Origin of the sequence: Kosakonia sp. HypNH10 (assembly GCF_029850615.1) — a bacterium.
Taxonomy (GTDB): Bacteria; Pseudomonadota; Gammaproteobacteria; order Enterobacterales; family Enterobacteriaceae; genus Kosakonia; species Kosakonia cowanii.
Map to the genome: position 1 here is coordinate 395,696 of NZ_JAOTIU010000004.1, position 18,135 is coordinate 413,830.

14 protein-coding genes and 1 pseudogene are annotated in these 18,135 nt (G+C 57.4%); 8 read left to right on the forward strand and 7 right to left on the reverse strand.

All coding sequences use genetic code 11. The features are described 5' to 3' along the window. Positions 1-383: 383 nt before the first annotated feature. Genes N7V53_RS14230 through tamA form a run of 3 tightly spaced genes read right to left on the reverse strand, consistent with a single transcriptional unit; the run spans position 384 to position 6,243 of the window. Positions 384-734: a gamma-glutamylcyclotransferase gene (locus N7V53_RS14230; RefSeq protein ID WP_023478402.1), complete on the reverse strand. Its 351-nt coding sequence runs from the start codon at positions 732-734 to the stop codon at positions 384-386. 2 nt (positions 735-736) lie between these two features. Continuing rightward, positions 737-4,513 carry an autotransporter assembly complex protein TamB gene (tamB, locus tag N7V53_RS14235; RefSeq protein WP_279793755.1) on the reverse strand — a complete coding sequence of 1,259 codons (3,777 nt, stop codon included), beginning with the start codon at positions 4,511-4,513 and terminating at the stop codon, positions 737-739. Next, positions 4,510-6,243, reverse strand: coding sequence for an autotransporter assembly complex protein TamA (tamA, locus tag N7V53_RS14240; RefSeq protein WP_023478416.1), 1,734 nt, complete (start codon positions 6,241-6,243; stop codon positions 4,510-4,512). Before tamA ends, tamB begins: the two co-directional genes overlap by 4 nt. A 246-nt stretch (positions 6,244-6,489) precedes the next feature. On the opposite strand from tamA, the gene msrA reads away from it, so the two are divergent. The 3 genes from msrA to N7V53_RS14255 all read left to right on the forward strand — a co-directional run bounded on the left by msrA (position 6,490) and on the right by N7V53_RS14255 (position 9,082). Beyond that, positions 6,490-7,134: a peptide-methionine (S)-S-oxide reductase MsrA gene (gene msrA, locus N7V53_RS14245; protein WP_279793756.1), complete on the forward strand. Its 645-nt coding sequence runs from the start codon at positions 6,490-6,492 to the stop codon at positions 7,132-7,134. A gap of 56 nt (positions 7,135-7,190) precedes the next feature. Further along, positions 7,191-7,517 carry a hypothetical protein gene (locus tag N7V53_RS14250; protein ID WP_279793757.1) on the forward strand — a complete coding sequence of 109 codons (327 nt, stop codon included), beginning with the start codon at positions 7,191-7,193 and terminating at the stop codon, positions 7,515-7,517. A gap of 230 nt (positions 7,518-7,747) precedes the next feature. Further along, positions 7,748-9,082 (forward strand): hemolysin family protein, encoded by a 1,335-nt coding sequence (locus tag N7V53_RS14255; protein WP_279793758.1) that lies wholly within the window; start codon positions 7,748-7,750, stop codon positions 9,080-9,082. 75 nt (positions 9,083-9,157) lie between these two features. On the opposite strand, the gene N7V53_RS14260 is transcribed toward N7V53_RS14255, so the two are convergent. Then, positions 9,158-9,364 (reverse strand): DUF1107 domain-containing protein, encoded by a 207-nt coding sequence (locus tag N7V53_RS14260; protein ID WP_023478541.1) that lies wholly within the window; start codon positions 9,362-9,364, stop codon positions 9,158-9,160. Positions 9,365-9,700: 336 nt separating this feature from the next. Here N7V53_RS14260 and N7V53_RS14265 point away from each other — a divergent pair, with 336 nt between their 5' ends. Continuing rightward, positions 9,701-10,258: a YtfJ family protein gene (locus tag N7V53_RS14265; RefSeq protein ID WP_023478441.1), complete on the forward strand. Its 558-nt coding sequence runs from the start codon at positions 9,701-9,703 to the stop codon at positions 10,256-10,258. On the opposite strand, the gene cysQ is transcribed toward N7V53_RS14265, so the two are convergent. Beyond that, positions 10,248-10,991 (reverse strand): 3'(2'),5'-bisphosphate nucleotidase CysQ, encoded by a 744-nt coding sequence (gene cysQ / locus N7V53_RS14270; protein WP_023478483.1) that lies wholly within the window; start codon positions 10,989-10,991, stop codon positions 10,248-10,250. The two genes, N7V53_RS14265 and cysQ, sit on opposite strands and share 11 nt — an antisense overlap. Before the next feature lie 188 nt (positions 10,992-11,179). Here cysQ and N7V53_RS14275 point away from each other — a divergent pair, with 188 nt between their 5' ends. Beyond that, complete coding sequence (locus N7V53_RS14275) at positions 11,180-13,123, forward strand: bifunctional 2',3'-cyclic-nucleotide 2'-phosphodiesterase/3'-nucleotidase (RefSeq protein ID WP_279793759.1); 1,944 nt, start codon at positions 11,180-11,182, stop codon at positions 13,121-13,123. 37 nt (positions 13,124-13,160) lie between these two features. On the opposite strand, the gene N7V53_RS14280 is transcribed toward N7V53_RS14275, so the two are convergent. Continuing rightward, positions 13,161-13,556, reverse strand: a complete 396-nt coding sequence (locus N7V53_RS14280; protein ID WP_023478486.1) for a helix-turn-helix domain-containing protein — start codon at positions 13,554-13,556, stop codon at positions 13,161-13,163. A gap of 83 nt (positions 13,557-13,639) precedes the next feature. On the opposite strand from N7V53_RS14280, the pseudogene N7V53_RS14285 reads away from it, so the two are divergent. The 3 genes and pseudogenes from N7V53_RS14285 to N7V53_RS14295 all read left to right on the forward strand — a co-directional run bounded on the left by N7V53_RS14285 (position 13,640) and on the right by N7V53_RS14295 (position 16,432). Then, positions 13,640-14,504 (forward strand): annotated as a pseudogene (locus N7V53_RS14285) (SDR family oxidoreductase). A gap of 64 nt (positions 14,505-14,568) precedes the next feature. Continuing rightward, positions 14,569-15,393, forward strand: a complete 825-nt coding sequence (locus N7V53_RS14290) for an AraC family transcriptional regulator (protein ID WP_023478524.1) — start codon at positions 14,569-14,571, stop codon at positions 15,391-15,393. Positions 15,394-15,466: 73 nt separating this feature from the next. Continuing rightward, positions 15,467-16,432, forward strand: coding sequence for a DMT family transporter (locus tag N7V53_RS14295; protein WP_279793760.1), 966 nt, complete (start codon positions 15,467-15,469; stop codon positions 16,430-16,432). Positions 16,433-16,459: 27 nt separating this feature from the next. Here N7V53_RS14295 and N7V53_RS14300 read toward each other — a convergent pair whose 3' ends face one another. Then, positions 16,460-18,115 carry a methyl-accepting chemotaxis protein gene (locus N7V53_RS14300; RefSeq protein WP_279793761.1) on the reverse strand — a complete coding sequence of 552 codons (1,656 nt, stop codon included), beginning with the start codon at positions 18,113-18,115 and terminating at the stop codon, positions 16,460-16,462. Between the last annotated feature and the right edge of the window lie 20 nt (positions 18,116-18,135).

An 18,135-nucleotide genomic window follows, 5' to 3' on the forward strand; every position in this document is an offset into this window, starting at 1 on the left:
CCGTTTTCGTAAGAGAAGCCCTGTCGCGCAGTATGCGCACAGGGCTTTTTTTATGTGTGCGGGTTGGGATTACCGGGTTGGCCTTCAGGCTTTCGGCGCGGGCCTGTTTTGCCGGATGGCGGCGATGCCTTATCCGGCCTACGACGTGCGCACATCCGGCATTCGGCGCTGGCCTGCATTGCCGGATGGCGGCGATGCCTTATCCGGCCTACAACTTCTGCCGGATGGCGGCGGGGCCTTATCCGGCCTACGAAGTGCGTCGTCGGCATGCGACATAACAGAGGTTGCGTTTAAACGTAGGCCGGATAAGCGCAGCGCCATCCGGCAAAAATGCGTGGCGCAAAAAAAACCGCGCCATTGGCGCGGTTCTCTGTGACTGATTACTACTTTTGATAATGGTCGCGGTCAAGCCAGTCGCCGCTTTCAATCAAGGTTTTCCCCTCAACCGAACGCTGGTAGACGTACATCCATGCGCCACCGTACGGCGTCTGGATCAACTGCCGTTTATACTCGCCGCCTGCGGTACGCAGGGCGTCCAGCTCACCGAGCGTTGAGGCGTCGATGCGATAGACTTCACCCAGCACGCTGCCGTTGCCCGGCACCGCGCCTGGGTAGTGCCCCAGGCTGTACAGCTGATGATTTTCAACGCTGAAGTCGCCCAGCCACTGAGCGTTGGTCATCCAGTGGCTGTTGCCCTGCTTGCGTCGTAAACTGCCGTAGACAAATATTCGCATTGCTAAAACTCAAACTGATAGAGCAAATCAAGTGCCTGATCTACGCCAGACACCGCTTCAAGATACAGCTTAGGCATCAGGCGATAACGTAACGTGAGAGTCGCCAGTGAGTCAAAAATTCCTACACCATATTTTACTTGTAGACCCGGCAGCACATAGCCGCTGACCACCACTTGTGAGGAGTCGCCGACGCCCTGTGTGTCCAGCGCCAGGTTGCTGACGCCAAAGGTCTCGCCGATTTTACCCACAACCTGCCCACTTTGCGCAACCCCAAGACCAATTAACATCGACGTCATTGCCGCACTATCGCTCTGTTCGCTCTCCAGCCCCTGCCCGCGAAGCAGGTAGGACAACGCTTCCTGCTGTGACATCGCCGGGTCGGAGAAGATCTCCGCTTTCGGTTCATCCGCAGAGCCGGTGACGCGCACCCCAGCAATCACATCGTTCTCCGTGGCTTCCGGGTTACGGATCGCTTCGAGGTTAAGCAGCGGCTGATCCGGCGGGCCGGAGAAGAGCAGCTCACCTTTACGCACAATCAGATCCTGCCCGTATGCGCGGAAGCGCCCTTCCGGAATATTGATCTGCCCGTTCAGCCCAAGGCCCTGCTTATCCTGCGCCACTTTCAGATCGCCCGTCAGCCGCGCTTTAAGGCCGAAGGCCGAGAGCCGCACGTTATTGCCGACATGCACCGTCACATTGCTGTTGATCGGGATCGACGCACGCTGCTCCTCTTCCGGTTGCAGCTGGTCGTTGAGCATCACTTCATCGCTGGAGACGCCGACGGCGCTCTCCGGCACATCGTGCACCACAATGCGCGCCCACGGCACATCAACATCGCCGTCGAGGGTAAACAGGCTCGGCGTCGCTTCAAACACCACATCCGGCGAGACATCGAGACGCACCATCGGCGGCACGGTAATGCGCACCTTGCTGCCTTTCGCCGCAATACGCGCGCGCCAGTTGTCGATCTGGCTCCAGTCCGCATCGCCGCTGAGGTTAATCTGCCCCTGGCTGGTGCGTACCACGCCTTGCAGCGTTGACGTTGTCCCGTTGAAGTTCATCGCCAGCTGGCTCGGCTGCATGTCGAACGGCATAAAGTTGCCCTCAACATCCAGCGCATTCAGCCCAAGCTGACCAAACAGTTGCGGGCTTTGGGCGTTGCCGCCAATACGCAGGTTGGCATTGAGCGTCCCCGCCGCTTTCTCGCCGCGGCTAAAGATGGCATTCGCCATCGCCAGCGAGAAGTTGCGAATGTTCACCGTTCCGCCGAGATTGCGTCGCCCTTGCGGATCGGTGACCTGGATCTGGCCGTCGAACTGGCCATTATTGGTCAGCCGCATCAGCCAGCCGAGATCGGCGCGGTCGTTTTGCAGCTTCGCATTCAGGTTCAGCGTGTCGAAGGCCACTGGCAGCGGTGCACCGTTGACCTCCTGCGTCACTTTCACCCCGCGCCCGGCAAGGGTCACCTGCCCCTGCGGCAGACCCGGTTTGGTGCTGTCCCAGCTGACATCCGCTTTGCCGCTAAAGACGCCGCTCGCCTGCGTCGCTTCCGGCATAAACGGTTTCAGCATCGCAAGGTCGAAACGATTGAGATTGACCACCGCGCGCCCTGCCGCGCCGGCATCAATGGTTTGCGGCACGCACAGCTCGGCATTCGGGTTGAGCCAGCAGTGCGGGCCAATGGCGATCTTCTGCTCCTGGTTGCGATAATCGAGCGCAATCGGGCGCGTCAGCGACCATGGCCCCACCGGCGTGGCGAAGCGCGTGTCGCTGAGCGTCCCTTTCCAGCGCTGCTGCTGGCGGTCGAAGCTACCTGCCAGCGCCAGCTGACCGGAGACCGGTTCGCCCTGCACGCGCAGCTGCAATTTATGCTGCTTCTCATTGCCGTCGGCGGCCAGCGTCACCAGGCTGATGTTGACGCCAGGCTGGGCGATACGCTCAACGCGCACGTTCAGCTTGCCGCCAATCTGATCGCTGGATTTCACATCCCCTTCCACGCGCACGCGGGCGATGGAGAGCTCCTGCCAGCGCAGATTGTTGGCAGTAATGTCCGCCAGCGCCTGCGGCGCATCGACGGTGCCACGCACTTTCACTACCCCTTTCGCCGTGCCGCCAAGACCCGGCAGCGCGTTATCGAGGCCTGGCGCATCGATAGTGGCGTCAAGGTTGAGATCTTTTACCCCCAGCTCGCCTTTGATATCGGCACTGTTTTTACCCAGCTCAAGGTGCAGGCCGGGGATCACCCATTGCAGGTAGCTGTTGCCTTTCAGCTGCCCGTCGACCTTGACCCGGTTCTGCTTAACGTTGCCGTTAAGCTTCAGCTCCGGTACATCCATCTGCCAACTGCCGCCGTAAAGGCTGCCGCGGGTTTTCACCAGGCCATTGAGCTTCGCAGGCCATTCGGGGAAGGCTTTTGCCGTATCAATGCCCTTCAGCGTCAGTTCGCCGCGCCAGCTGATCGCCTGCTGCCAGTCGAGCAGCGCTTTCAGTTCAGTGGTGCCCTGTAGCGCGGCGATGGAGAGCTTATCGATACTGATCTGCTGCTCGTTGCCTTTACCGTCCAGCGTGATGGTGGCCGGCGGAACCTGCTGCCCTTTTACCGCCGTGCGGAACGAGAGCGCGTAGTCGGTCATTTTGCCGCTGAGCTTCAGCTTCAGGTTATCGGCCTGGTACTGCTTCTCGCCGGTAAAGGGCCAGTAGAGCTGCTGGCTGGTGATATCAAGATTAAGCGGTAACCCCGCTTCTGCCAGCCGCGTCTGCGCCCGTAGCACCATATCCACCGGGCCGGAGAGATTTACGCCAAGCTCGAGCTGCTTGCGCATTTCGCCGCCCACTTTCAGCTTCACCTTTTCGCCTTTCAGCGGATCGACATTCAGCGTCGAGTTGAGCGTGATATCGACCGGCCAGCTGTCGCGCAGCTGCGCGGTGCCGGTGGCGTTGACCTGGCCCTGATTCGAGTCGATATCAAAGGCGTCGAGCTTCATCTGCCCGTCAATGCTGCTCACTTTCAGCAGCAGGCTGCGCACCAGGATATCGGTGTCGCCGGTCAGGCGCAGCTGCTCACCGCGAAACTCCTCGATATTGAGATTCAGCGGCAGATGCACATCCTGCATTTCCGGCAGCAGCGGCTTCTCAAACAACGCTTTCAGCGTTTCCCCCAGCGGTTTCTCCTCCGGCTTGGGGTTGTGCACCTTCGGATCGAGAACCTCTTCCTGCGCCACATCGGCCGCTTTTGGCAGCGCAATCAGCAGGCCCTGTAGCGAGGTCGGTTTGAGGGTCAGGTTTTTCTCCTGCCAGTTCAGGCCGGAGCTAAAATCCATCAGCGAGACGGTGGTGTCATCGATTTTGATATTGATGTTTTCCAGCGCCACCCGGCTCAGGGTAATCGGATATGGCGTGGAGAGGTTCAGCGGCCCGCTATCTTCCTCTTCCACCTTCTGCGCAGGCGGCATCTTTTTGGTGTCGATCGCCACGTTGATATCTTTCAGCGACAGATCGTTGACGCAAACACTGCTGTTGCGCAGGCAGCCGAGGTTAAGCGCAAAGTGGATCTGCCCCGCGTCGACCGCCACGCCCGGCTGGGTATAACGGATATTTTTTAGCGACAGATCGCGCCAGCCGCCGGTAACCTGACCGATCTCCAGCCCCGGTACCCAGCGGTTCGCTGCTTTAAACAGCAGATGCAGGCCGCTGGTGGTGCCGACCAGAAAGATCGCCGTGCCCAGCAGTAACACAAGAAACGCCACCACGCCGAGGCTGATCTTCTTCCATAAACTCATAATTCTGGCCCCAACCCGATGTAAAACTGCAACCCGTGCTCCTCTTTATCGCCGACCGGTACCGCGAAATCGAGCTTGATCGGCCCGACCGGCGACTGCCAGCGCACGCCGACGCCGGTGCCGGTTTTAAAGTTGCTGCGGCGGATATCGCTCACCGCTTCGCCGCTGTCGACAAACACCGCGCCCCACCATTTGCCGGTGACGTTGTACTGATACTCCAGCGAGCCGGTCGCCAGTTTTGAGGCACCAATCAGTTTGCCGCGTTCGTTCTCCGGGGAGATCGATTTGTATTTATAACCACGAATGCTGCGATCGCCCCCGGCGAAGAAGCGCAGATCCGGCGGCACGCGCTGGAAATCACCGGTTTCGATCCAGCCAAGATTGCCGCGCGCGATAAAGCGGTGGCGATCGTAGAGCGTGCGGATCCAGACGTTTTGCGCCTGCAAGACGAGGAAGTCGACATCCGATCCCCAGGCGGTGTTGGAGTAATCGACCGAGTAGCGCTGGGAGTCGCCCCAGGTTGGCATCAGGCCGCCGCGCGAGCGGGTACGGCTAATCATCACGCCCGGATAGAGCAGCATGGTGGTGTTGGTGACGTTGGCCTGGGTAAAGTGATCGAGGCTCCAGCGTAGGTTAATCGCCCGCTGCCAGCCGCTGGAGAGATCCCAGTAGCGCGACAGCGCGAGCGTCGTTGAGTCCGCTTCCGTATCGTTAAGATCGGTGCGCTTAAACCCGCCCTGCACCAGGTAGTACTGCTCCAGCGGATTTTTCAGCAGCGGCATCTTGTAGCTGAAATCGAGCTGCTGCTCCGGCGCGGAGACGCTCATGCTGGTGGTAAAACTGTGGCCGTAGGAGTTGACCCACGGTTTTTTCCACGTCGCTTTGACGCGCGGCCCGACATCGGTGGAGTAACCGACACCGGTCTCAATGGTGTTTTCCGTGCGCGGCGAAACTACGCCTCTCAGCGGCAGCACTTTGGTCTTACGCGCTTTGTCGAACTCCGGCGCAACAATCACCGAGTTAAACCAGCCGGTGGCGGAGAGGCGGCGGTTAAGCTCGGCCAGATCCTGGGTCTGGTAATAGTCACCCTCGTGGAAAGGGATGAGGTTTTGCAGATACTCGTCGCGAATTTGCGAGCCCTGGAAGGTAACATCGCCGAAGCGGTAACGTTGACCGCTGTCATAGTCGATATCCCAGAACGCCTGGCGGCGATCCAGCGCAATGCCCAGCTGGCTTTTGTTGAACTGGCTGTCGAAGTAGCCTTTGCGCAGCGCGACGCTGGTCAGGGATTTTTTAAAGCTGTCGTAGTCGTGGTGGTTTAACACCGTGCCGATAGCCGGGCGCTTTTTCAGCAGCGAAAGGTAGTCGCTGTCGGTACGCGCGCCGCCGCGCAGGATCACGTTGTTACCGCCGATGCGCACAGGCTCACCCGCCGTAACACGGGCGATCAGCACCTGGCGCCCCTTCTCCGGCGGCGGACGCAGTTCGAAAACAATGGTTGGCTCGTAGTAGCCTAACGCTTTTAACCCTTCGCGGATGGCATCATCAACGCGCGCCTGGAAACGGCGGTCGGGCGTCACTTCATCACTCTGGATAGTCGACAGTTGGGCGCGCACATTTTTCTGCAGTTGCCCGGTTAACCCCTCAAGTTGCAATCGCACATTGGCGGCGAATGCCGTTTCGCTCACCAGCAACAAACCGGCAAAACATAAAAGACGGATCTTTGGCACGTTCTCTCCTGAATATCCTCGCTCCCACTCCTGGAAGGAAACGTAAGCGCAGCTCCGCGCTGGGCCTGATTGTGCCACGACAGCAGCAGCCAGGCTGATAAAAACCCGCATTATCGGGTTGAAAAACGGACGACTAGCCCAAAATTTCTTATGTTTAAATCTAGTCTGATTTAGGTCGTACATTGTGTTAAAACACCATCCTTAACACAACCCTAACCGCAATGACACTCGCCGGGAGGTATTACCGTGAGCCTGTTCGATAAAAATAACCTTGTTTCTCAGTCTGATGCTCTGCCCGGACGCCCGACGCCGATGCCTGTCGCCAGTTTACACGCTGTTAACGAGCACTCGATGACACACGTTCCGGAAGGGATGGAGGTGGCGATTTTCGCCATGGGCTGTTTCTGGGGCGTGGAACGCCTCTTCTGGCAGCGCGAAGGGGTCTACAGCACCGCCGCAGGCTACACCGGCGGCTACACGCCAAACCCGACCTACCGCGAAGTGTGCAGCGGCCAGACCGGGCATGCCGAAGCGGTACGCGTGGTTTACGATCCAAAAGTGGTGAGCTACGAGCAGCTGTTGCAGATCTTCTGGGAGAACCACGACCCAGCCCAGGGGATGCGTCAGGGCAACGATCGCGGGACGCAATACCGCTCCGCCATCTATCCGCTCACCCCGGAGCAGGACGCCGCCGCGCGCGAAAGCCTGTCGCGCTTCCAGGCCGCGATGCGTGAAGCGGGCGACGCGCGCACCGTCACTACCGAGATCGCCAGCGCCAAACCCTTCTATTACGCGGAAGATGAGCACCAGCAATATCTCTATAAAAATCCGCAGGGCTATTGCGGGATCGGCGGCATCGGCGTGTGTTTGCCGCCGCAGCTTAACCAGTAACGGGATAGTCGACCTGAAAAGGTCGGCTTTTTTTGGTGTTCATGGAAGTCAGATAAATGGAGCTATTTCAGCCGCTGCCTATATGGCCGATTATTATCTATTACACTCTTTCAATAGCGATATTCGCGCTACTTTTTACTATCAAAACTAAGATCAACAACAGAAATTATTATTGGCTCTTTGTGTTTTATACTTTTTTTGTCGTTGCGGTGGCTGCCATTCAGTTTTGTATTTTGATGCATGGCACCTCTTTTATGAAAGGCTTCTTGCATATCAATCTCGATGTCGATCGATACGACTCAATACGCTGGGGTGCCGGCTTTTTTGCCTTGATAAGCTATTTCGCTATGCCGCAAAACAAATACGTTAAAGTTGCCAAATAACCTTAATTATTGTGCGTAATTCTAACTATCAGGCGGTAAGTAATCCGGAAAAGACCCGATGTTTTTCTGCGCAGTAACAAAGCGACTACGCCTCTGGCAGCGTCACCGGAGCTTACGCTATACTAACGGCGCAATTGCCGGTCCACCGCTTCGGGCCGGCATTCATTGTGTTTACCACATGGATATTCCAAAAAAACCTTCCGAGGATCCGGTTAACAGCTGGATAAATTATGTTAAACAGTATCTTAGTCATACTCTGTCTGATCGCGGTGAGCGCGTTTTTCTCGTTATCTGAGATCTCGCTTGCCGCATCGCGAAAAATCAAACTTAAACTGCTTGCCGATGATGGCAACATCAACGCCCAACGCATCCTGAAGATGCAGGAAAATCCCGGCACCTTCTTCACCGTGGTGCAAATCGGCCTTAACGCCGTCGCCATTTTGGGTGGTATCGTCGGTGACGCCGCCTTCTCCCCCGCGTTTTACAATCTGCTGCTCAATGTCGTTTCACCGGAGCTGGCCGATCAGCTGAGCTTTATCATCTCGTTCACGCTGGTAACGAGTCTCTTCATCCTGTTTGCTGATTTGACCCCGAAACGCATCGGTATGATTGCGCCCGAAGTTGTGGCTTTGCGCATCATCAACCCGATGCGCTTCTGTCTCTTCGTTTTCCGCCCGCTGGTCTGGTTCTTTAACGGCATGGCGAACGTCATTTTCCGCATCTTCAAACTGCCGATGGTGCGCAAAGATGACATCACCTCTGACGATATCTACGCCGTGGTGGAAGCCGGTGCGTTAGCCGGGGTGCTGCGTAAGCAGGAGCATGAACTGATTGAGAACGTGTTTGAGCTGGAGTCGCGCACCGTTCCCTCGTCGATGACTTCGCGTGAAAACGTGATTTGGTTCGATCTGCATGAAGATGAGCAGAGCCTGAAAAACAAGGTATCTGATCATCCGCACTCGAAGTTTCTGGTCTGTAACGGTGATATCGACCATATCGTTGGTTATGTCGATTCGAAAGATCTGCTTAACCGCGTACTGGCGAACCAGAGTATGGCGCTGAACAGCGGCGTGCAGATCCGCACGACGCTGATTGTGCCGGACACGTTGACGCTCTCTGAAGCGCTGGAAAGTTTCAAAACTGCGGGGGAAGATTTCGCGGTGATCATGAACGAATATGCGCTGGTGGTCGGGGTGATTACCCTGAACGACGTAATGACCACGCTGATGGGCGATCTGGTCGGCCAGGTGGAAGAGATGATCGTCGCCCGTGATGAAAACTCGTGGCTGATTGACGGCGGTACGCCGATTGATGACGTGATGCGCGTGCTGGATATCGATGAGTTCCCGCAGTCCGGCAACTATGAAACCATCGGCGGTTTTATGATGTTTATGCTGCGTAAAATCCCGAAACGCACCGATGCGGTGAAGTTCTCCGGCTACAAGTTTGAAGTGGTGGATATCGATAACTACCGTATCGATCAGCTGCTGGTAACGCGAATTGATGCGCGCACCACGGTGCTGACGCCGAAACTACCGGATATGGAAGATAAAGGCGCGGCGTAAAGCCAGAAGCGGAAACATCAACGGCCCCTGTGGGGCCGTTTTTTATAGGACTTTATTACTGCATAGCACAACAGATTAAGCCATTTCGGTCTGCAGGCGCAGAACCTGGCGGTTAACTTCAGACATAACAGAAAAGTGCTGTTTGTCTTTCACTTTCGGCAGAAGGATTTTGCCCTTATCAAACTCGAAAGCGCCAACGTCCTTGATATACAACCGTCCACGGAACAGGATCTTGACGTACTTAGCCACCTGAAGTGGGTTGTAACGCTGGAAAATTTTCATTCTTCTATCTCTCCTGTAAAACAGATTACGCCCTTGCGGTACCACATTTGGTCCAACGTTGATGAGCGCAAATTTTGATGCCCAGTGACTATAGTCCACAACATGATCGATACATAGTCTGAATGGGTTTATTTACCTTTTGATGACAATTAATCAGAATTTTCTTTTCAAACCCTGAAACTTCGCAGTATAAGCCTACGTTTTTTAACCGATATGTGCGTTAACCCGCAAACTGGCATCCCGATTGCGGGAAAAGCGTATTGATCGCACATATGATTAAACTGCCGTACCGAGTGGTCGGATCACCTGCATATAAACATGAGAGACGGAGACACCATGACCCTACGTAACATTCTGGCAGCGACATGCTTGTTACTGCCGCTGGTCGCTTCAGCGCATAACTTTGAAACCAACCAGCGCGTGCCGCCTGTGGGCGTTGCCGACCGCGGGGAGCTGCTGCTGAATAATGACAAGTTTAGCTACAAAAACTGGAATAGCGCGCAGCTTGCTGGAAAAGTGCGCGTGGTGATGCATATTGCCGGTCGCACCTCGGCAAAAGAGAAGAATGCCGCGCTGATTGAGGCGATCAAAAGCGCCAACCTGCCGCACGACAGATACCAGACCACCACCATTGTGAACACCGATGATGCCATTCCGGGCAGCGCGATGTTTGTGCGCAGCAGCCTTGAGAGCAATAAGAAGCTCTATCCGTGGTCACAATTTATTGTCGACAGCGAAGGTTCCGTGCGTAAAGCCTGGCAACTGGAGGAGAAAGGCTCCGCGATTGTGGTGCTCGATAAAGAGGGTCGCGTCGAGTTTGCAAAAGATGGCAGCCTGAGCCAGCAAGAGGTGCAGCAGGTGGTTGCCCTGCTGCATAAACTGCTTAGTAAATAGAGACGCGAAAGCCGGGGTTGAGGAAGGATTCACGCGGGGTGTAATCGAGTGTGCGCCCCTTCCAGTCGTGAACGTGCGCCCCGGCCGCTACCGCCACCGCATGGCCGGCCGCCGTATCCCAGACGCTGGTCGGCCCAAAGCGCGGATAGAGCTGCGCTTTCCCTTCCGCCACCAGGCAGAACTTCAGCGATGAACCAATCGCCGTGGTTTGATGCTCGCCAAGCTGGTGCAGATACTCCTCCAGCTCCGGATCGTTCGAATGCGAGCGGCTGATAACCACCAGCGGCGGTCGCGCATCACGCACCTGAATCGGCTGGCGATGACCGCCCTCCTCTTTCCATGCGCTGCCCTCTGCGGCGGCGTACATCACATCAAGCACCGGGGCATAGACCACGCCCAGCACCGGTTTGCCCTGCTCAATCAGCGCGATGTTGACGGTAAACTCACCGTTACGCTTGATAAACTCTTTGGTGCCGTCGAGCGGGTCCACCAGCCAGAAACGCTGCCAATTCTGGCGCGTCTCCCACGCCGGGGGATCTTCTTCAGACAGGATCGGAATATCCGGGGCTAAAGCCTGTAACCCGCGCACAATCACATGGTGCGCGGCGATATCTGCCGCCGTCACCGGCGAGTCATCCACTTTACTGGTCACATCCATCGGCTGATGGCCGTCATACACCTGCATAATGGCATCGCCCGCGTCGCGCGCGAGCTGACAAATTGCATCTAACATATCCACCTCTCTCTGTGCAGTGGTGTGTAACTCATTGTTTTACTTATATCGCATTGCGCCGCGATCTGCCAACTGTGAGAGGGATTGCAGTTTTATTGCTCACTTTTATGGCACTATTCACAATTCTGTAAGCAACACACTGTACATAACAATTTCTTTTGTGGCTTAGATCGAAAAGGACGCCTCTGATGATTAAGTTTAGTGCAACGCTTTTGGCCACGCTGATTGCGGCCAGCGCGCAAGCGGCAACAGTGGATTTACGTATTATGGAAACCACTGATTTGCATAGCAATATGATGGATTTTGACTACTACAAAGATTCGGCAACGGAAAAATTTGGCCTGGTGCGCACCGCCAGCCTGATTAATGCCGCGCGCGGCGAAGCGAAAAACAGTGTGCTGGTCGATAACGGCGACTTAATCCAGGGCAGCCCGCTGGGCGACTATATGGCGGCGAAGGGGCTGAAAAAGGGCGATATTCATCCGGTCTACAAAGCGCTGAACACCCTCGATTACGCGGTCGGCAACCTCGGCAACCACGAATTTAACTACGGGCTGGATTACCTGCATATGGCGCTGGCTGGGGCGAAATTCCCCTATGTGAACGCCAATATCATCGATGCTAAAACCAACAAACCGCTCTTCACCCCTTATCTGATCAAAGAGACGCCGGTGGTGGATAAAGAGGGTAAAACGCACACCCTGCGTATCGGTTATATCGGCTTCGTGCCGCCGCAAATTATGGTGTGGGACAAAGCCAACCTGAGCGGCAAAGTGACGGTGAACGACATCACCGAAACCGCCCGCCACTATGTGCCGGAGATGCGCGCAAAAGGTGCCGATCTGGTAGTGGTCGTTGCCCACTCCGGCCTCTCGGCGGAGCCTTACCAGGCAATGGCGGAGAACTCCGTTTACTACCTCAGCCAGGTGCCGGGCGTTGATGCGATCCTGTTTGGTCACGCGCACGCCGTCTTCCCGAGCAAGGAGTTTGCCGCCATCAAAGGCGCGGATATCAGCAAAGGGACGCTGAACGGTATTCCGGCGGTGATGCCGGGCATGTGGGGCGATCACCTCGGCGTGGTCGACCTCGTGCTGAATAACGATGCCGGTAAGTGGAAAGTCAGCGACGCGAAAGCGGAAGCGCGACCGATTTATGACGCCGCCGCCAAGAAAGCGCTGGTCGGCGAAGATGCGAAGCTGGTGCAGATCCTCAAGCACGATCACGATGCTACACGCGAGTTCGTCGGTAAACCGATTGGCAAATCGGCAGACAACATGTACAGCTACCTGTCGCTGGTGCAGGACGATCCGACCGTGCAGGTAGTGAACAACGCGCAGAAAGCCTATGTTGAGCACTTTATTCAGGGCGATCCGGATCTGGCGAAACTGCCGGTGCTCTCTGCCGCTGCGCCGTTTAAAGCGGGCGGGCGGAAAAACGATCCGGCCAGCTTTGTTGAAGTGGAAAAGGGGCAGCTCACCTTCCGTAACGCCGCCGATCTCTACCTCTACCCCAATACGCTGGTGATGGTGAAAGCGACCGGCAAAGAGGTGAAAGAGTGGCTGGAGTGCTCCGCCGGGCAGTTCAACCAGATCGATCCCAATAGCGACAAGCCGCAGAACTTAATCAACTGGGACGGGTTCCGCACTTATAACTTCGACGTTATCGACGGCGTGAAGTACCAGATTGATGTCACGCAACCGGCGCGCTATGACGGCGAGTGCCAGAGCATCAATCCCAAGGCGGAGCGCATTAAGAACCTGACCTTTGACGGCAAGCCTGTCGATCCGAATGCGGTCTTCCTTGTTGCTACCAATAACTACCGTGCTTACGGCGGCAAGTTTGCCGGTACCGGCGACAGCCATATCGCCTTTGCCTCGCCGGATGAGAACCGCGCGGTGCTGGCGAAGTGGATCAGCGATGAGACGCAGCGCGCAGGGGAAATCCACCCGGCGGCGGACAACAACTGGCGTCTGGCACCGATCAGCAGCAGCCACAAGCTGGATATTCGCTTTGAAACTGCGCCAACGGAAAAAGCGGCGGCGTTTATCAAAGAGAAAGCGCAGTACCCGATGCAAAAAGTCGGCAACGACGAGATCGGTTTCGCGCTCTACAGCATCGATTTACGCAAGTAAGCAGGTCACCCGCCGCCAGGCACCGGCGGCGGGTTGATTACGCCACATCGCGTTCGCGGTGATGGGCCAGCACCTCGGGTAAGTTCAGCTCAATCCAGTCTGCCAGCGCGGCAACCTTTTCACTCACCTGCTCGCCGAGCGGCGTCAGGCTATATTCAACATGTGGCGGCACCACCGGAAAGGCGACGCGATTCACAAAACCATCCTGCTCCAGCCATTGCAGGCTCTGCGCCAGCATCTTCTCACTAACGCCGCCCATCTTGCGGCGCAGATCGCTAAAGCGGTGCGTTCCTTCGCGCAGGGCAACCAGAATCAAGACGCCCCAGCGGCTGGTGACGTGTTTCAGCACATCCCTGGAGGGGCACTGCTCGGCGAAGAGATTGCCGTCGCGCATCTGTTCGCTCAGGGTTTGCGGGCGAGTTTGCTGTTTCATACTTACCTTTTTGTACGTACTTACTAAAAGTTAGTTAGGGTGCTAGCCTACCACAACACTTACCCCCACGCAGGAGAAACATCATGATTGCACTCACCGGCGCCACCGGCCAACTCGGCCAGTTTGTTGTAGAAGCCCTGTTAAAAACCGTTCCCGCAAAAGAGATTGTTGCCATCGTGCGTAACCCGGCGAAAGCCGAAGCGCTCGGCAAACAAGGCCTTATTGTTCGCCAGGGCGATTACAACGATCAGGCCGCCCTCACTCAGGCGCTGGCGGGCGTCGAAAAACTGCTCCTCATCTCCAGTAGCGAAGTTGGTCAGCGCGCTGCGCAGCACCGCAATGTGATCAACGCGGCGAAAGCCGCAGGGGTGAAATTTATCGCCTACACCAGCCTGCTGCATGCCGACACCTCACCGCTTGGCCTGCACGTTGAGCATGTGGAAACCGAAAAGCTGCTCGCCGAATCCGGCATCCCGTTTGCCCTGCTGCGTAACGGCTGGTACAGCGAAAACTACCTCGCGAGCGCACCGGCGGCGCTGGCGCACGGCGTCTTCCTCGGTGCGGCGGGCGAGGGCAAAATCGCCTCGGCAACGCGTGCCGATTATGCCGCGGCGGCTGCGCGCGTCATCAGCGAAGAGGGTCACGCTGGCAAGGTTTATGAACTGGCAGGCGACAAGGCCTGGACGCTGAGCGAACTGGCGGCACTGCTGAGCGAGGCCAGCGGTAAAAAGGTGGTTTACCAGAACCTGAGTGAAGCGGATTTTGCCGCCGCGCTGAAAGGCGCAGGTTTGCCGGATGGGCTGGCAGAGATGCTGGCGGATTCCGATATCGGTGCCTCGAAAGGCGGGCTGTTTGACGACAGCCAGACCCTGAGCAAACTGATCGGTCGCCCGACAACCTCGATCGCCGACAGCGTTAACGATCTGCTGTAACGTTAATAATTGGTGAAATTTTATAGCCTCTCACCGGGTCATCCCTAATAATAGAGGGCATGTTCCGGGGGAGGTGAAGTGTGGAAGGCGTACCTGAGCAGTTTATTGATGAGCGCGACAGCGCGCGGTTTCGCCACCTGGCGCAGTTGCCGGGGGTGGAGTTGTACCATGCGCACATCTCCCGCTACGCCTTTGAGCCCCATACCCATGAAGCGTTTGGCATTGGCGCGATTGAATCCGGTGCCGAGCGCTTTCGCTATCGCGGGACGCAGCATGTCGCCCCGACCAACGCGATCGTCACCATGAACCCCGATGAGATCCACACCGGCGAAGCGGTAGGTGAAGAGGGGTGGCGCTACCGCATGGTCTATCTTGACCCCGATCTGCTCGAGCAGGTGACCGGCGTGCGTCACTGGTGGTTTCGCGACGTTACGCGGCTCGACGCGCTGCGCGCCCGCCAGATCTGCGGCCATATTTATGCCCTCTGGCACACCGACGATCCGCTGGCGCAACAGGGCGTGCTGCTCGATCTGATCGATACCTTTCGCCCGCTGGCGCAGCACGCGCCGCAGCGCCCGGAAGGGGCGCACCGTTTTGAGCGGGTGCGCGAGTATCTGCATGACAACTATATGCGCAGCCTGACGCTCGACGATCTGGCCAGCGTCGCGGCGCTCAGCCCCTACCATTTCCAGCGCCAGTTCAAAGCCCATTTTCACGTCACGCCGCACCAGATGCTGATGGCAATCCGCCTGTGGCGCGCCAAGCATTTTCTCACCCAGGGGATGCCTGCGGCAGATGTCGCTGCCCTCACTGGCCTGACGGATCAATCCCACCTCACCCGCGCCTTCACCCTGCGCTACGGCATTACCCCGGTACGCTACCAAAAGCAGGTTGCGCGCCGATAATGCGCAATCTCCTACAATACGCCCCCACCCTGCTCCCCTACACTGGTGTCAACCAGATAAAAGAGGTGAAGAGATGGTAAGTGGTGTGTTGTATGCCTTGCTCGCCGGGCTGTTTTGGGGGCTGATTTTTGTCGGGCCGCTGATCGTGCCGGATTACCCGGCAGCCCTGCAATCGACGGGGCGCTACCTGGCGCTGGGGCTGATCGCGCTGCCGTTAGCGTGGCTCGGGCGCGCGCGTCTGCGCCAGTTAACGCGAAGCGACTGGTGGACGGCGCTGTGGCTCACGTTAATGGGCAATCTGATCTACTACGTCTGCCTTGCCAGCGCTATCCAGCGCACCGGTGGCCCGGTGTCGACGATGATTATCGCCACGCTGCCGGTGGTGATCCCGGTGTGTGCCAACCTGCTCTACAGCCAGCGTGACGGCAAACTCGCCTGGGGCCGGTTGCTACCGGCGCTGATTGCCATCGCTATCGGGCTGGGGTGCGTGAACGTTGCCGAACTGCGCCAGGGCATTGCGGATTTTAGCTGGAGCCGGTATGGCTCAGGGATTGCGCTGGCCTTTGTTTCGGTGGCCTGCTGGGCGTGGTATGCGCTGCGTAACGCGCGCTGGCTGCGGGAAAACCCGGATAAGAACCCGATGATGTGGGCAACGGCGCAGGCGCTGGTGACGCTGCCGTTGTCCCTGGCAGGCTATCTTGCGGCGTGTCTGTGGCTTGACGTTCAGCAGCCCGACTTCGCGCTCCCCTTCGGCCCGCGCCCGCTACTGTTTATCGGCCTGATGTTCATCATTGCGGTGCTCTGCTCGTGGGTGGGCGCGCTGTGCTGGAACATTGCCTGCCAGCGCCTGCCGACGGTGATTGTCGGCCCGCTGATTGTCTTTGAAACCCTTGCCGGGCTGCTCTATACCTTCCTGCTGCGCCAGAGCCTGCCGCCGCTCTTAACCCTGATCGGTATTACCCTGCTGATTGGCGGCGTGGTGATGGCGGTGGTTTCGAAGCCGAAGAAAGCCCGCATCACTCAGATTGAGCAGCCATAAAAAAACCCGGCTTACGCCGGGTTTTAATCAGAAGGTTTCCCAGTTGGCTTCGTTAACGCCAGCCGTGGCCGGTGTCTTCGCCATCGCAACCGGCGAGCGCAACGCAGGACGCTGAACGTCACGGCTGCGGTTCACTTTGAACACCGCAACGGTTTCGGTCAGGCGAGCGGCCTGCTCTTCCAGCGCAGCGGCCGCAGCGGCGGACTCCTGCACCAGCGAGGCGTTCTGCTGGGTCACGCGATCCATCTCGGCAACAGCCTGGCCAACCTGGTCGATACCACGGCTCTGCTCATCGGACGCAGAGGAGATTTCGCCCATGATATCCGTCACACGCGTTACCGCGCTGACGATCTCAGCCATGGTTTCACCGGCTTCGTGTACCAGCGCCGAACCGGCGCTTACGCGGTTACCGGAGTCATCAATCAGCCCTTTGATCTCTTTCGCGGCCTGCGCGCTGCGCTGTGCCAGCGTACGCACTTCACCTGCCACCACGGCAAAACCACGACCCTGCTCACCGGCACGGGCAGCTTCAACTGCGGCGTTCAGCGCCAGGATGTTGGTCTGGAAGGCGATACCGTCGATCACGTTGGTGATCTGGGCAATTTTGCTGGAGCTGGCGGCGATTTCGTCCATTGTACGCACCACGCCATCCACCACTTCACCGCCTTTCTTCGCGGTACCGGACGCGTTAAGCGCCAGCTGCGTTGCCTGACGGGCGTTGTCGGCGTTCTGTTTCACCGTTGCGGTCAGCTGCTCCATGCTGGCTGCGGTCTCTTCCAGCGAGGCCGCCTGCTGCTCGGTACGCGAAGAGAGATCGTTGTTACCGATAGAAATCTCACCGGCACCGGTATAGATCGTGTCTGCGCCATCGCGCACCACGCTGACGGTTTTCACCAGCGACTGCTGCATCTCCTGCACGTTCTGCGCCAGACGCGCCATCTCGTTGGAGCCTTCGGCGTGGATCGCGTGGGTCAAATCACCGGTAGCGATATGGCGAATGTGGCTCATCACTTCATGCAGCGGCTTCAGCAGCACGCGCTGCATTGCCACCCAGCTCATGGCGATAACAGCCAGCACGACGATCATCACTGCCGCCAGGATCCAGAGAATGCGGATGTAGTCATGTTCGTTCTGCTTCACACCTTCGCTGGCAAGCTTAGCCTGCTCGGCGCGCCAGGCGCGGTAGCTCTTCTCCATCCCTTCCTGTTTTTTCTGCGCATTCTGACGGAACATATCTTCCAGCTTACCGGCCAGCAGCAGGCGGTTCATTTCAGTCAGCGTTGCGTGGTAGGTGCTGTACTGCTTCTCCAGCTCGTCAGAGAGCGCCTGATCCATACCCGGCGTCTGCGGCAGCTTGTAGTAAACATCGTAATGCTGCTGCGCCTGGTTAAGCAGGTCGGTGGCGTTTTGCACCAGTTCACCGAGCTGACCGCCGTTAATCTGGCTGGCGGTGCTGCTCTGTAAGCGCAGCATGCCGCGGTTCAGGGTCACACGCGCCTGGTTGAGGCTGATCCACGCATCGGTAAATTCGGATACGTTCTGGCTCGATACCTGAGAAACATTGAAGTTGTGCTTGTCATTGTTTAGCGCACTAATGAAAACGCCAGCTGAAATCAGCTGAAGTGCGCCAAGCACAACTAAAACCATGATTAATAAAGTTATAACTTTGATACGTTTGAACATCGTCGGCCTTTATTGCGTAC